This window comes from Paraburkholderia sp. USG1, from assembly GCF_031570135.1.
Lineage (GTDB): Bacteria > Pseudomonadota > Gammaproteobacteria > Burkholderiales > Burkholderiaceae > Paraburkholderia > Paraburkholderia dioscoreae.
Genome location: NZ_JAMWXW010000001.1, coordinates 126,141 through 140,761, shown reverse-complemented (window position 1 = coordinate 140,761; position 14,621 = coordinate 126,141). Strand labels below are relative to the sequence as shown.

General features: G+C 60.4%; 15 protein-coding genes and 2 pseudogenes. 9 read left to right on the top strand and 8 right to left on the bottom strand.

The window, feature by feature from the left end:
* Positions 1–32: 32 nt before the first annotated feature.
* Positions 33–1,043 carry an alpha/beta hydrolase gene (locus NE850_RS00680; RefSeq protein ID WP_405044787.1) on the bottom strand — a complete coding sequence of 337 codons (1,011 nt, stop codon included), beginning with the start codon at positions 1,041–1,043 and terminating at the stop codon, positions 33–35.
* A gap of 165 nt (positions 1,044–1,208) precedes the next feature.
* Entirely contained in the window at positions 1,209–2,300 is a 1,092-nt protein-coding gene (locus tag NE850_RS00675; RefSeq protein ID WP_310698261.1) for an alpha/beta fold hydrolase, read from the bottom strand.
* Positions 2,301–2,838: 538 nt separating this feature from the next.
* On the opposite strand from NE850_RS00675, the gene NE850_RS00670 reads away from it, so the two are divergent.
* A complete protein-coding gene (locus tag NE850_RS00670; protein WP_310698260.1) occupies positions 2,839–3,036 on the top strand; it encodes a heavy-metal-associated domain-containing protein in 198 nt (65 codons plus the stop codon).
* On the opposite strand, the gene NE850_RS00665 is transcribed toward NE850_RS00670, so the two are convergent.
* Complete coding sequence (locus NE850_RS00665; protein ID WP_310698259.1) at positions 2,996–3,286, bottom strand: hypothetical protein; 291 nt, start codon at positions 3,284–3,286, stop codon at positions 2,996–2,998. The genes NE850_RS00670 and NE850_RS00665 overlap by 41 nt on opposite strands.
* A gap of 38 nt (positions 3,287–3,324) precedes the next feature.
* Between NE850_RS00665 and NE850_RS00660 the strand changes: the two genes are divergently transcribed.
* Positions 3,325–3,723, top strand: coding sequence for a DUF305 domain-containing protein (locus NE850_RS00660; protein ID WP_310698258.1), 399 nt, complete (start codon positions 3,325–3,327; stop codon positions 3,721–3,723).
* A 174-nt stretch (positions 3,724–3,897) separates the two neighbouring features.
* On the opposite strand, the pseudogene NE850_RS00655 reads toward NE850_RS00660, so the two are convergent.
* The 5 genes and pseudogenes from NE850_RS00655 to tnpA form a co-directional block, all read right to left on the bottom strand.
* Positions 3,898–4,041: pseudogene (locus NE850_RS00655) on the bottom strand (polyphosphate kinase 2); the annotation flags it as partial.
* A 162-nt stretch (positions 4,042–4,203) separates the two neighbouring features.
* Positions 4,204–4,515, bottom strand: coding sequence for a YHS domain-containing protein (locus tag NE850_RS00650; RefSeq protein WP_310698257.1), 312 nt, complete (start codon positions 4,513–4,515; stop codon positions 4,204–4,206).
* Positions 4,516–4,604: 89 nt separating this feature from the next.
* Positions 4,605–6,194 carry an IS66 family transposase gene (tnpC, locus tag NE850_RS00645; protein ID WP_310698256.1) on the bottom strand — a complete coding sequence of 530 codons (1,590 nt, stop codon included), beginning with the start codon at positions 6,192–6,194 and terminating at the stop codon, positions 4,605–4,607.
* A 51-nt stretch (positions 6,195–6,245) separates the two neighbouring features.
* Positions 6,246–6,593 (bottom strand): IS66 family insertion sequence element accessory protein TnpB, encoded by a 348-nt coding sequence (gene tnpB, locus NE850_RS00640; RefSeq protein ID WP_310698255.1) that lies wholly within the window; start codon positions 6,591–6,593, stop codon positions 6,246–6,248.
* Positions 6,590–6,997: an IS66-like element accessory protein TnpA gene (gene tnpA, locus NE850_RS00635; RefSeq protein ID WP_310698254.1), complete on the bottom strand. Its 408-nt coding sequence runs from the start codon at positions 6,995–6,997 to the stop codon at positions 6,590–6,592. The genes tnpB and tnpA overlap by 4 nt, the downstream gene beginning before the upstream one ends.
* A gap of 734 nt (positions 6,998–7,731) precedes the next feature.
* Between tnpA and NE850_RS00630 the strand changes: the two genes are divergently transcribed.
* From NE850_RS00630 to NE850_RS00600, 7 genes and pseudogenes are all read left to right on the top strand, one after another.
* The gene (locus NE850_RS00630) at positions 7,732–8,361 is read left to right on the top strand and encodes a LemA family protein (protein WP_310698253.1); all 630 of its coding nucleotides are present in this window, start codon (positions 7,732–7,734) and stop codon (positions 8,359–8,361) included.
* Positions 8,358–9,218: a YgcG family protein gene (locus tag NE850_RS00625; RefSeq protein WP_310698252.1), complete on the top strand. Its 861-nt coding sequence runs from the start codon at positions 8,358–8,360 to the stop codon at positions 9,216–9,218. Before NE850_RS00630 ends, NE850_RS00625 begins: the two co-directional genes overlap by 4 nt.
* Before the next feature lies 1 nt (position 9,219).
* Complete coding sequence (locus NE850_RS00620; protein ID WP_310698251.1) at positions 9,220–9,717, top strand: TPM domain-containing protein; 498 nt, start codon at positions 9,220–9,222, stop codon at positions 9,715–9,717.
* A 462-nt stretch (positions 9,718–10,179) separates the two neighbouring features.
* Positions 10,180–10,329 carry a DUF2933 domain-containing protein gene (locus NE850_RS39375; RefSeq protein ID WP_405044786.1) on the top strand — a complete coding sequence of 50 codons (150 nt, stop codon included), beginning with the start codon at positions 10,180–10,182 and terminating at the stop codon, positions 10,327–10,329.
* A gap of 26 nt (positions 10,330–10,355) precedes the next feature.
* The gene (locus NE850_RS00610) at positions 10,356–11,030 is read left to right on the top strand and encodes an isoprenylcysteine carboxylmethyltransferase family protein (protein WP_310698249.1); all 675 of its coding nucleotides are present in this window, start codon (positions 10,356–10,358) and stop codon (positions 11,028–11,030) included.
* A gap of 12 nt (positions 11,031–11,042) precedes the next feature.
* Positions 11,043–12,949: pseudogene (gene ftsH / locus NE850_RS00605) on the top strand (ATP-dependent zinc metalloprotease FtsH).
* A gap of 342 nt (positions 12,950–13,291) precedes the next feature.
* Positions 13,292–14,617, top strand: coding sequence for an MFS transporter (locus NE850_RS00600; RefSeq protein ID WP_310698248.1), 1,326 nt, complete (start codon positions 13,292–13,294; stop codon positions 14,615–14,617).
* Positions 14,618–14,621 lie beyond the last annotated feature (4 nt).

The following is a 14,621-nucleotide window of genomic DNA, read 5'->3' as shown; positions in this document are numbered from 1 at the left end:
AGGCAGGGTGAATCGTCGCACCGCGTGCGGGATCACAGGGTTCTCGCGTAGAACGGTGTCAGCTTGCCGATCGTGGCGTCCACATATCTGGGCACCCAGTAGGTTTCGATGTGCGTGGCGCCCTCGATCACGAACAGTTCCTTGTCCTTCGTGCCCGTTGCCTTGGCGAAGGCTTCCTCGGTCATATACAGACTGTCGGCCTTGCTGCCGGCAATCATCAGCAGGGGCTGCTCGATCAGTTCGATCTGGTCGGTGGCATCCCACCGCATCAGGTCGAGCAGGCTGCTCGTGGTGTATTTGAAGGTCGAACCGGGATGTGCGTGGGTGCGCCAGTAGTACTCGTAGCCCTGCCGGTACATCTCGAACGGCAGCGCGGCGATCTGCGCGTCGGTCATGTCGGCGTCGCCGGAGTAGAGGATCTTTCCGCCGGCCTTTTCCTGCGCACGTGCGTCTGAAGCCTGTTTGAGGCGCTGCTGGAGCGTGTTCAGTTGCGAGTCCGCGAAGCCGTTACGGCGAACACGGCCGGAATTAAACATGCTCAGCGTTGCCACGGCCTTGAAGCGCTTGTCGGATTTGGCCGCATTCAGGGAATACCCGCCGCCACCGCAGATGCCAAGCAGCCCCAGGCGTTCGGGATCGACGCCCGGATAGAGGGTGATGAAGTCCGCCGCACCGTGGATGTCCTCGGTGCGAAACTGCGGCTTGTCCGTGCTGCGTGGCTCGCCACCACTGCCGCCCTGATATGCGGCATCCATGGCGATCGTGATGTAGCCCAGTTCGGCCAGGCGCTGCGCGTGCAGGCCGGCGGTCTGCTCCTTCACCCCGCCATTGGGGTGGGCGACCACGATCGCGGCGTACTTCTTCTTCGGATCGTAGTTAGCCGGGGTATAGACGTTGGCGACGATGTTCAGGCCGTTGAGATCGTAGTTGACCGGGTGGATATTGACCTTGCCCGGTTCGTTCTTCGTGCTCGCGTTTTCGTAGACCAGCGTGAACGGATTCTTTCTGTAGTCGAAGGTGGCGGCGGCAGCGGTGGTGGCCATTGCTGGAACTCCTGTCAGTGCACATGAGAAAGCAAGCGCGGACCTTCCGAGGAACTCACGCCGGTTTTTGTTGACGACTTCATCGCTCATTTGAACCTGAACTCCTATCCTGTTCTTTGAGATTGATGGGTTCGCAGGACTTTGCGAAAGGTCGGGCGAAGTGCATTAATCCAGATGCTTCTGCGCAAGGAACTTCGACACCAGATCGGCGATCTGGACGTTATTCAGATCAGAGAAGGCGAAATGTGTGTTGCCCCGGATGCCGATGTCCGGCAGATGTATCAAGGTCACGTCGCCACCATGCCTGTTCACGGTGTCGCGCCACAATCGCGCCATTTCTAACCGCGCACGCCAGCTATCCTGGGCAGGCAGGTCTACCGGGTGATCGGGGATGTTGTCGCCGTAGATGACGAGAATAGGAATCCTCGTCAGCGCCATGAACTGGCTCATGGGAACGGCCTCGCCCTTGACGGTATCGAACGCACTGGGTATCGCGGGCGGCACTTCGCCTTCCGGAAAGACGAAGCTGCTGCCTGGCTCAAAAGCCACGATGGCCTTGACGTTCGCGTTCCTGATGGCGATGAGCCAGCCGGGACCGCCGCCCTGGGAGTGCGTGAACAGGATGCCGGGGCCGATCTTGCTGAAGATGGCCGCAACACCGTCCGAGATGACGTTCTCGTCGAACGGGCCGGTGTTCGGCGTCATCGCGCGAAAGAACTGATTCAACGTCTCCGGATCGCACGAAAACTGCACATGGGCAAAGCACTTCGGCCATAGACCGATGCGGAACTGGTTGAACCAGAGCTGCTCGTCAGGCGTTGGCTTGATGGTCGTCCCGACCATGCTGCGACCGGCATCGCCGCGGCGCGGCTGGTCGACCAGGTACACACCAAACCGGCGGCGCAGGAAGATGGTCTGAAACCCTTCACGGCCATCGGCCGTCGTTTCCCAGCTCCTGGAGAACTGACCTGCGCCGTGCAACATGACGATCGGATACTTCCGGGCGTTGCCGGGGATCTCGTAGAAGGCATAGGCGTGGTCGCCGTGGTAGCTTTGGCCCGCCGGGTCCATCGGCCTACGCGGGTCGAAGGTTCCTGGTGCTGTCGTCACCGTGCCGCCGGCAGCGAAGCTTCCCTGTTCCCTGATGACCAGAGGACTCTGATCGGCGGCACTTACGGCCGTGCAGGTGCTCAGGGCACAGCTGACAACGCCCGCCCTGACTGCGGATCTGAATCGACGGTAGATGCGCTGGTTCATGGATTGCCCTTGGCCTGAAATCGCAGCAGGCAATCTACCTTTCAACTACTCATCGATAAAGGTCACCAGTCGGATAGAACTGATATCAAATTCACATAAGTGTGATGGTGCCGGGCGGGGAGCCAGAGCGCCGGGGAAGGAAAGGAAGCTGCGCCGAATCGCCGCCCATCGCTCTTGGGAGGGCGCAGCACCACGGATGGTGAAGCGCCCTCCGGCAAGCCTGGATTTGATGCAACCGTGTTGCTTTAACCGGAATATTGCGACGTTGTTGCGGTATTCGTGAGCGGGGGGAAAGTTCTCCCTGGGGACGGGACGGATCCGGCCCACAGGCCAGGTTCCTCTCACGCACGAAGCGACGTGTTTTCCAGTGCGGTCGCGAGCCAGTCCAGTATCCGCCGATGCCGGGCGATCCCAGCCGCGCATACTGTCGGTCTGGCTGCGACTGGTGCTGCCCGATGCATCGTCGGCTCCAGGCTCTTGACCTTCCCACCATGGCAAGGTTTAGGCTGATCATTCCGATTTGTTTGTGGAGCTAAACATGGAATTCGAAGTCAGGGATATGTCGTGCGGTGGATGCGCAAATTCCATTAGCCGTGCAATCACCGGTGCCGACCCGACGGCGAGGATCGACATCAATATCGCCACCAAAATCGTAAAAATCGATTCTGTCTTGCCATCGGACCGTCTGCTCACAGTCATTGAGGAAGCGGGATTTCACCCGACGGTCGGCGCGTAACCACGCTGCTCCCGGGACAGAGCTGGAACGGGCTTGCGCCGGCGGAAGCCTTGTTGAGATGACGCATATCTTCATCTTCAACGACACGACCACGCTCGATAACATTTTCAACAGTCTTCGTCGTCTTGACGTTTGCCTTTTTTACAGGACAGGCGAACCAGTGATGATGCAGAGGATGAACGGCGGTCGGCACGGCCATGATGAGCACGGGCTCGCTGTGCATCTCGACCACGGGCAGTATCAACGCCATTACTACAGAGCATGAACCTTCCCAAAAGGAGATTGAAGATGAGAGGCCTTTCTGCCCTTCGTGTCGCATCTATCTGCGCAACTGCCGGATTAATCATGATGGCGTCGCCTGCAGGCGCCCAGGATAGCGCATCCATGCCCGGAATGAATATGTCCAGTTCGGCGGATAGCGGTTCGAGTCCGTCGACACCCGCGTTCAGGGAAGCCGATGAAAGGATGATGAGGGAGATGAGTGCACCTCCGTATACCGGGGACACTGACAAGGATTTTGTGTCTCACATGATGCCTCACCATCAGGGCGCCATCGACATGGCTGAGGTAGAGGTGAAATACGGCAAGGATCCCGACATGAAGCGACTGGCCAAAAACATTATCAGGGCTCAAAGGGAAGAAATCGCGTACATGAAGAAGTGGCAGGCCAGACACGGCGGGAAATGACGTTACAGGCTGCCGGTGGACTTTCGTCGCACACTGCGCTGCAGATGATTGCCTGAAATGGCGATGGACAGTCGCGCTCAGTCAGAAGAGCCGAGTCAAACGCACATGGAGCGACAAGGTTGCGGCACGAAGACCGGGGCGCAACGGTGGTCCGGTGGCGTCCATGCCATCGCGATGCGAAACGTGGCGCTGGAAGTGCCATGTGCTGGTGTTGCGGTCGGATGGGCGCGCAAGTGCGACGACCCGGGTTGTGTGCGGGCTGAGGTGATCGACGATACGCTTGATGGCGCCATCCTTTCCGGCTGCATCACGTCCCGGAATGGTATCAACGTCCCGGCCGCTGGCGGACTGTCTTCGTCCGGTTAATCCGGACCGGATGGTTCGGCCGCGTGCGATGTGCCTGCCTGCTTTTTGCTCATGCAGACATCCGCTTATCTGTTTGTCGCGAGGCGGGCGACGCTGGAGATCGCAATCCGCGGCTCAACACCCACCGTGGTGCCGGTGGGTGCGGGCGTTCGTAAAGCGCTGAGGGTCCTTGTTGAATTCGTCCCGTGACTGCTCCGATTCGAAGTAGTACGTCTGTCCATCAAATACGGCGGTCGGCGCATGCGATCCATCAACAGAATGGCCGTTGACCGGATCGTGAGGTGAGCGATCGTCATTCGCTGGTTGTTCACGCGATGTATGACGATGTCCTCCCATGCCGCAAGCCATTCCGCCGCGTCGCATCATGACGAAAATGCCAACTGCCAGCAGCACCCAGATCCAGTTGCCCGATAACCATTGCATCATGCTTCTCCAGAAAGGTTGCAAGCCGCTTTGATGGTAAGCATTCGATCGGCACCGTCACGATTGATGTTGACGCACGACCGGCTTGACTGCTAGCGGATTGGATCGATGTGTGCGGAGGCGGGCAGCAAGGGGGCGACGTTCCAGGGTAGTAGTTCGTCAATCCGGTTCGCTGGGTGATCGGCGATGCGTTCGATGACGTAATGCAGGTAGGCTTCGGGGTCAATGCCATTCAGGCGGGCAGAACCAATCAGGCTGTACATGGCGGCTGCGCGCTCCCCGCCTGAGTCTGCGCCGGCAAATAAAAAATTCCGCCTCCCGATCGCCACGCCCCTCAATGCACGCTCCGCGATCAGATTGTCGATTTCGGCCTGACCATCGCTGCAGTAATAGACCAGCGCGGGCCAGCGATTCAACGAGTACTGGATCGCTTTGGTGGTGTCGGACTTCGCGGAGAGTGTGAGAAGCGTCGCCTCGAACCACCGCTTCATGTCATCAAGCAGCGGAACGGCTTGCGCCTGGCGGATGCGCCGTCGTTCTTCAGGTGGCTTCCCACGAATGTGCTCTTCGATGCGATAGAGTGCGCCGATGCGCTTCAATGCTTCGCTGGTAATCGGCGATGGCCGCACAGCGTGCAAATCGTGCAGCTTTCGTCGTGCATGTGCCATACACGCTGCCTCTCGAATCGCACCACCGACGTACAACTCCGCGTAACCGGCGAATGCGTCTGCCTGCAGTACGCCCTGGAAGTTGGCAAGATGTCGCTGGGGATGTTCGCCGCGACGATCCGGTGTATAGGCAAACCAGACCGCAGGAGCTTCCAGGGAACCACTGGGCCGATCGTCGCGCACATACACCCAGAGCCGGCCTGTCTTCGTCCTGCCATTGCCGGGCGCGAGCACCGGCAGCGGCGTGTCGTCACCGTGAACCTTGGCGCCGCCAAGTGCGTGGCGGCGCACCGCGTCGACCAATGGATTGAGCAGCCACGTCACACTACCCAGCCAGTGGCCCATGGTGCCCGGTTCGATCTCGACGCCGTCGCGCGCGTACATGACGGACTGCCGGTAGAACGGGATGTGGTACGCGAACTTTGATGTGGCGATATGTGCGAGCAGTGCCGGCCCCGGAAGACCACGATCGATTGGGCGGCTCGCCGCCGCGGCCTGTACGATGCAGTCGCAGCACGAACAGGCGAACTTGGGGCGCCGATGATGGATGACGCGGAAGTGCGCACGCACGTATTCGAGCTGATCGGACACATCTTCGCCCAGCGGCTTGAGCGCGCCACCACATCCTGGGCAGTGCTCATCAATGGGTAGATGTACGCGCTCTTCTCGCTCAAGGTGATCGGGTAGTGATTTACGACCGGTGCTCTCGCGACGTGGCTGCGTCTTCTTCGCGTCAGCCTGGGCGGCCGCACCTTCGTCGGTCTGAAGGTCCTCAAGTCGTAGCTCAAGCTGCTCGATCTGACGCTCCAGCTTCTCGGACTTACGACCGAATTGCATACGGCGAAGCTTTGCGATCGTCAGCTTCAGATGTTCGATCTCGATCGTGCGAGAGCTGAGCTGATCCTGCAGTTCAGCGACCCGCTGCGCGTTTGCATGGGCCGACGCCGCATGCGCGCGTACCAGCGCCTTCAGCGCGTCAATGTCGTCGGGCAGGTCGGTATCGGCCAGATCCATTGCGACAGTTTACGACCATCTGGTGCACACGGATCATCGGGTAACAGACGTTTACAAAGCGCTGCGCGGGCGTGCTGCGTCGACGGGTTCTCGCCAGTCAAAGCCTTCGAGCAGTAACGCTAGCTGCGCCGTCGTGAGAGCCACAACTCCGGCGTCGGCGCGGGGCCAGGCGAAACGCCCCTTCTCAAGACGCTTCGCAAGTAAACATAGGCCGCCATCGCTCCAGTACAACGCCTTCAGAAGGTCACCGCGGCGGCCTCTGAAGATAAAAACATGGCCTCCATACGGGTCTCTCTCAAGCACCGTCTGCACCTTCGCGGCGAGCGAATTGAAGCCGGCGCGCATGTCAGTGACGCCCGCAGCGATCCAGATCCGGGTGTTTGCAGGCAGGCCGATCATCTAAGAATCCGCTCGAGGACCAGGCGCAATATCGTCGCGTCAGGCACGCCTTCTATCCGAAGCAACGTATTACCATGTTGAAGCTGAATGCTGCCCTTTGCAGAGACGGCGGGTGCGGGAGCATCTGGCGCATCCGGCGCCTGAACTGTCGATCGGTCGGACTGTGCGTCGACTATGACAGGCAACATGGTCTGCGTCTGCGCGTCCTCAACTAGCAGACCCTGAGCGTAAAGTTTGCGCCAGGCCCACACCTGGTTGGCGTTGATGTTGTTCTCGCGGGCAACCCGGGCGACCGCGGCGCCGGGCTCAAGCGTCTGCTCAACGACCGATCGTTTCCACTCCAATGGATGCCGTCGGTTCTGGCGCTTGGCGGGTAACTCGACTGTCTGAGACACCGTGTCCATTCTCCGCTGTTCGTGGACACTGTCGGTCATTCGTGCCCGTCGCAGGCGATGATTGCATCATCTACGCAAGGCGGGGGAACGGTACAGATCAGACGCTTACCTTTGATGTGCGGATCCATGGACTGATTTACGTGCGTCGGCGACCCGGTAAACGATCAATAAGGTGTGGCACGCGACGACATCAGAATTCACCTGTATCCCAACGTGGTTCGCACCGCGCGCCCTTCCTTATTCCGGATAGAGGAGGTTATCGCGCCCGGAAAGCAACCTCGCGGCCACCAGGCCGCAAGCGACCACGAAGGGATACGCGAACATCCGGAACAAAAATTTCCCCCTGCGATGGAGGAATCTGTCAACTCCGGCGCAAGCGGCCAACACATGCAAACAAGCCTAGTCACGTGCCGGACTGACGGACTGATCCAGGTCAAGCGTCCGGCCGTACTTTCATTCTGGCCGCCAATGGCTGGTCATCGCCCGAGCGGAGCGCGAGGCGGTGCGTGGCGTGAAGTCATTTCATGCGCCCGGTTTGCACTTATGTGAGGCGGAACGGGGATTTTCATTGAGGCAGGTCAAATTGCACGGGCGGTGACGACCGCACGATGGATGGTACAGGTGTCGGATCGTGCGTGTTTGCTCGATGGCACAGGATCCTTCGGGGTTTTGGGAGTCGTTGCATAAGACGGATCGGGTGCCGGCCAACCATCGGGTTGCCGATATAACGCTGGAGATACGGAATGCGAAAAATATGGGTTGTCCTGGCAGCGCTCCTCGTGCTAAGCCTCGCGGGTTGCGGCTACAACACCCTGCAAACTCAGGATGAACAGGTTAAGGCGAGCTGGTCCGAGGTTGTCAATCAGTATCAGCGTCGTGCTGACCTCGTGCCTAACCTGGTGAACACCGTCAAAGGCTACGCCGCTCAGGAGCGTGACGTGTTCACCCAGGTGACCGAAGCGCGGGCTCGCGTTGGTTCGATTCAGGTGACCTCTGACGTGCTCAATAATCCTGAAGAATTCGCTAAATTCCAGGCCGCCCAGGGACAATTGACCTCGTCGCTCTCCCGACTGTTGGTCGTTTCGGAGAACTATCCGCAACTGAAGTCGGATGCGAACTTCCGGGACCTGCAGGCGCAACTTGAGGGTACGGAAAACCGGATCACCGTTGCCCGTAACCGGTATATCCAGGCGGTTCAGGCGTACAACGTCACAATCCGGTCGTTCCCATCCAATCTCACGGCGAAGGCGTTCGGCTATCAGGAAAAGCCCAACTTTTCGGTCGTCAACGAGCAGGAAATCGCCAAACCACCGCGCGTCGATTTCAGTGCAGCGCCGGATAAAGCGCAGCCACCGGCGGGAGCCACCAATTGAATGCGCTTAAAGTGTTTCTGGCGCTGGTCGCCGGCTTGGCGCTGTGCGGCTCCGAGGTTGCCATGGCGCAGGTTGCCGTGCCGCCTCTGACGGCCCGTGTCACCGATCAGACCGGTACGCTCACAGGTGACCAGGTAAGTGAGCTCGAGCAGACGCTGCAGGCGTTCGAGAGCAGAAAGGGTACCCAGATCGCCGTTCTGATCGTTCCCACCACCGCGCCGGAGACCATTGAGCAATATTCGATGCGCGTGGTTGAACAATGGAAGCTGGGACGCAAGCAGGTCGACGACGGCGCATTGCTCATTGTCGCGAAAAATGACCGTACGCTGCGCATCGAGGTCGGTTACGGCCTGGAGGGTGCGCTCACTGATGCAACCAGTAACCGGATCATCAACGAAATTATTGTGCCGCGGTTCCGGGACGGTGACTTCTTTGGCGGGATTACCACAGGAATCGATCAGATGATCAGGGTGGCTGACGGGGAAGCATTGCCGCCTCCGCAGTCTCAAAAAGGAGAAGGTCCACCAGACATCTGGCGATTTGCGCCCGTTATTTTCATGCTGGCGATCGTCTTTGGCAGCGCCCTGCGTTCCATGTTCGGCCGATTGCCAGGAGCGGCCATCGCTGGCGGTGTGGTGGCAGTGGTTGCCTGGCTGCTGGCCGTTGGCCTCGCGGCAACGATTGTCGCAGGTGTGATCGCCTTCGTCTTCACACTGATCGGCGGCGGGATGGGAGGCTACATTGGAACCTACGGCCTCGGGCGTCGTGGCGGGGGATCTGGACGCGGCGGGCGCGGTGGCGGATTCGGTGGTGGCGGTGGCGGCTTCGGTGGCGGTGGCGCGTCAGGCAGGTGGTGAGATGAATATCAAGCGTATTGTTGGACATCTCTTCACCACTCGTGGAAAGGTCAACAGAGCGTTTCCGCGTGACACCCTGATCGCGATCGAGCAGGCAATCAGGATTTGCGATGCGGAGCACGTCGGTGAGGTCTGTTTCGCAATCGAAGGTGCGCTCCACAGCACGGCACTCTTTAACGGGCAGTCGGCGCGAGAGCGCGCTGTCGATGTTTTCTCGCAATTGCGGGTATGGGATACCGAGCACAACAACGGCGTGCTGATTTACGTGTTGCTTGCCGATAGAGACGTCGAGATCGTCGCCGATCGGGGCGTGCACGCGAGGGTCGGGGCGCAGGAATGGCAAACGATATGCCATACGATGGAAGAGGCTTTTCGACAGGGTACGTACCGCGAGGGTGCGATCAGCGGGGTTCAGGCGGTCGCCCAGCTCCTGAAGCGGCACTTTCCCGCGTGCCGGGACTCCGCAAACGAATTGCCGGACAGCCCTGCAATACTGTGATCCAGGCCGCCCGGGTCGCGCAGAGACGCGGCTCACAGCATGAGCAGCGAGTGAAGAGACCGGCCAATGATGGTCGCGCAACCGGGCAACGCCCCGGATGGGTCATAGCGCGTGTTTGCTCTTGACATAACCCTTGGCGACGCCATTCGATGCACTGGGTACGTGCTGTCGATGACGAATGCGCAGGTCAGCGCTGCGAGTTTTCCGGCCACCCATCGCGGTCACCCTTTCGCTTGAGAATGTCCTGCGCACCATGACGGTTGATCTGAATCAAGAGTGTTTTTTCACCGGAGCATAGTCTGGGCTCACTACATTCGTTGCCCTGCGACTGCGGAGGTCGAGATGGAACATGGAAATCATGATCGCAAGGCGGGCAGCTTCTCCGTCTCGCGTGCCAACCTTGTACTGATTGGCTTTCTGGTCATCGGCGGGTTTTATCTGGTGACCGAGCACCGGGCACATCTGTACGGCTGGTGGCCCTTCCTGTTCATCCTCGCGTGTCCGCTGATGCATCTTTTCATGCACCACGGTCACGGTGGACATGACGAAAGCGAACACTCCGGGGACGGGGACCCGGATCGCCCGGGGAACACCCCCCCGCACCAGCACTGATTGCCGGCATCTGCCAGGAGCCTGTCATGCATGACAATCCGCCCGCTTACGGTTTGTGGTTGCTGGTCGTGGTCAACTCGGCCATCTTTATCCTCTTTGCGTTCACCTTCTTCAAGCCGAAGACGAAGCGGGACTGGCGCTCCTTCAGCGCGTTCAGCGCTTTCCTTATTGCGCTGTTCACGGAAATGTATGGTTTTCCGCTGACGATCTATCTGCTCTCGGGCTGGCTTCAAAGCCACTACCCGCAGGTGGACTGGTTTTCGCACGATGGCGGCCATTTGCTGGAGGAACTGTTCGGCTGGAAGGCGAACCCGCATTTCGGTCCATTCCATCTGCTCAGCTTCGTTTTCATCGGTGGCGGCTTCTGGCTTATTTCTGCGGGCTGGCAGGTCCTTTACGCCGCGCAGCGTCGCCACGCGCTCGCAACGACCGGCGTCTATGCATATGTGCGTCATCCGCAATATGACGGCTTCGTGCTGGTCATGTTTGGTTTCCTGCTGCAATGGCCGACGCTGCTGACCCTGGCGATGTTTCCCGTGCTCGTCTTCATGTACACACGACTTGCACGCATCGAGGAACGGGAATCGATGGCGGAGTTCGGGCCGGCGTATCACCAGTACATGGGCGATGTGCCGGCGTTTATGCCGCGCCTCGGCGCGCTTCGCGGCGGCTCGACGCATGGCCCGGCGGGACGGCACTGATCAGGGCGGGTCATGGAAATCAAGCGCGAGCATCAGATCAACGTCCTGTATATCGTCGCCGCGTTCCTGACGGTATTGATGATTCAAAGCCTTTTCACCAAACCGGATCACATCAAGACGATTGCCTACAGCGAATTCCAGCAGCTGGTGAGCCAGGGCAAGGTCACGGATCTCGTGATTGGGCCGACTCAGATTACCGGCACCTACAAGGACGTGACGGCGAAGGACGTGGAGGCGGGCAAGCCGCAGCATTTTTCGACGCTTCGGGTCGAACCGGGGCTTGCGCAGGAGCTCGCCAGGGCGAATCTGGCGTTTTCAGGCGAACCCTCGCCCGGCTTGCTTCCGACGATCCTGGGCTGGCTGATGCCAGCTATCGGTTTTGCTCTTGTCTGGATGTTCCTGATCCGTCCGATGGCCATGGGAGGCGGGGCGGGCGGCATGATGGCGATCGGCAAGAGCAAGGCGAAGATCTATGTCGAGAAGGACACCAAGGTCACGTTTGCCGACGTGGCGGGGGTTGATGAAGCCAAGGATGAGCTGAAGGAAGTGGTGTCCTTCCTGAAGGATCCACGCAGTTACGGCAGGCTCGGCGCGCACGTGCCGAAGGGGGTTCTGCTGGTCGGGCCGCCCGGTACAGGCAAGACGTTATTGGCCCGGGCCGTCGCCGGCGAGGCGGGTGTGGCGTTCTTTTCGATCTCGGGCTCGGAATTTGTCGAGATGTTCGTCGGCGTCGGTGCCGCGCGCGTGCGCGATCTCTTTGAGCAGGCACGCCAGCACGCACCAGCCATCGTGTTCATCGACGAGCTGGACTCACTCGGCCGGGCGCGGGGCAGTGCTCTGCCCGGTGGCGGCGGTCATGACGAGAAAGAACAAACGCTCAACCAGTTGTTGAGTGAGCTCGACGGCTTTGATACCTCGATCGGCGTGGTGCTCCTTGCCGCGACCAACCGTCCCGAGATTCTCGACCCGGCGCTGCTGCGGGCGGGACGCTTCGACCGGCAGGTGCTGGTGGACCGGCCGGACAAGAGAGGACGTTGTGAAATCCTCGAGGTCCACCTGAAGAAAATCAGGCTGGCTTCTGGCGTTCCGGTTGCGGACATCGCGGCGCTAACCCCCGGTTTTTCCGGCGCGGATCTGGCGAACCTGGTCAACGAGGCCGCGCTGCTTGCAACGCGCCGCAATGCAGAGGACGTCACACTGGACGATTTCACGCAGGCAATCGAGCGGATCGTGGCCGGGCTCGAGAAGCGCAACCGTCTGCTCAATCCGCATGAGCGGGAGGTCGTGGCCCATCATGAGATGGGGCATGCGCTGGTGGCGATGGCGCTACCAGGCGTCGACCCCGTGCAGAAAATATCGATCATTCCCCGGGGTATCGCCGCCCTTGGCTACACGATTCAACGCCCCATCGAAGACCGCTTCCTGATGGACCAGGGGGAGTTGATGAACCGGATGGCGGTACTGCTTGGCGGTCGTGCGGCCGAACGCCTCATCTTCGAAGAAGTGTCCACAGGCGCGGCCGATGATCTGGCCAAAGCCAGCGACATTGCCCGCAGCATGGTCGTGCGCTTCGGCATGGACTCAAGGCTCGGGCAGGTCGCCTATGAGCCGGAAAGCGTCTCCACATTGGGCATGCCAGCCGGCGCCGATTGGCGCCCGCGGCAATACGGCGAAGCGACGGCGACCGCCATCGACGCGGCGGTGCGTGAACTGATTGACGCGGCGTTCCAGAGAAGGCCTGTTCAATTCTGACGGCAAACCGCACGTTGCTCATCCAGGCTGCGGGCAATTTGCTGGTGAAGGAAACGATGTCCGGAGAGGATTTACAGGCAGTCGCAAGGCGAATCGCCAGCGATGGCGTGACTGCGACCGGACTTCGCGACATGCCGGCAGCATCACCTGTCGCGGCAAGCCGCTGAGCGGGAGCCGGGGACAGGAATCGAGCCGTATTGCGGCTGTGAAGCACGAGTGCATGTCTGGTAATGGAGCCCAGCTCATCTGACTGACCGCATGACGGGAGGGGGCAACACCATGTCGCTGGTCGATGCAGCCAAACGGAAGGTACACGACGTAATGGCATGCCCGCGAGTGGGCGCATTGTCTCTCCTGTTGAGCGCGCAGTTCGCCGCCCCAGCGACGTCCGGACAGTTAGTCGTGGTGGCAGTTATCGCTCAAGCCGTGAATCATTCGCGATTCATCGGAAGTGCACCCCCGTGTGGAATCCGGAGTGTTACAACCCGGCGTCGGACAAGGGGCGCATCGTGAGTCTGCAAGCTGTCATCCAACCGCTGTCGTGGCGTCGGTTTTGCCCGTTACTGCTGGCCATGTTCGCGATCGCCGTTGGGTATGGCTTTCTGTTGCCGATTCTGCCCCGCATGCTTGCGCCGATCCTCCCAACGACAGATCCGGCCGCTTTCTCCAGGCACACGGGCTTGCTGACCGGAACCTACGCACTGGCTCTCTTTCTGTTTGCGCCGCTGTGGGGGCAGTTTGCAGACCGACGGGGGCGACGTCCAGCGATCTTGCTGGGGCTGGTGGGGTTTGCCGCCACACTTGCCCTGTTTGCTGTCGTTCGTAGTCTTCCCCTGCTTTACGCTGAACGCGCGCTGGGCGGCCTGTTTGCATCGTCGGTCGCGCCGGCCACCTACGCACTTGTGGGCGACCACGCTCCATCCAAAGAATGGCGTGCTCACCGCTTCGCGCTTCTCAACATCGCCAGCGCGACGGGGTTCGTGGTCGGTCCAATGCTGGGCAGCCTGACGATGCATGCCGCGCGCCGCCTCTTGCCGCGTGTGGGCGCGACCGACGCTTACTGGCCCCCGTTTCTTGTGACCTCCGGCCTCGCCGTCGCCGTCGCGCTGGCCGTCTGGGCGTTTGTGCCGGGCGTGAACCGGCGCGAGGGCGATCTGCACGTAACGGACGGTCCCGCGAAGGGCTACACTCCCCTAATCCGGCTTCTCGCCATTTCTCTGGTGACAGCCGCGGCAGTCGGAGCGTTCGAAGTCGGCCTGTCATTGCGCGATACGCAAATTCTCGGCATGACAACGGCCTCGATTGGCCTGATGTTTACCGAGTGCAGTCTCGTCATGTTGATTGCCCAATCGCTGGTATTTTCCCCGCTCGTCAAGCCTGAGGCCACACGCTGGTTCCTCACGCCGGCGCTGATCATCCTCGCCGCGAGTCTGGCAGCCGTCCCCTATGCAGCCAGCGGCGTTGCCATGGCAGTCGTCGTCGCGCTTGTTGCAGGCAGCGCCGGGATCATTTCCCCTATCGCCACGTACTGGATCTCACTAAGCGCCGGCGAGAGGCAGGGTACCGCGCTGGGCTGGCAGACTTCGGCTGCGAGTCTCGGCCAGTCGGTTGGCTCGGCGATCGCAGGGATCCTGTTCAGCGTTGCCTTCATCCCCAACGCGTCTTTCACGCTGACCGCCGTAGTCGTTCTCGCTGGCCTTTTCGCAAGCGCACGCGTGCCACGTCTTCTTGCGCCGGAAATGTTCAGAAGTCGGGGCAAAGCGGATAACGCACCGTTTGCGAAAGGTGTACTGTCTCACGCGCCACGCGTAAAGGACAGGAAGCAGGTGGAGTAGGCAT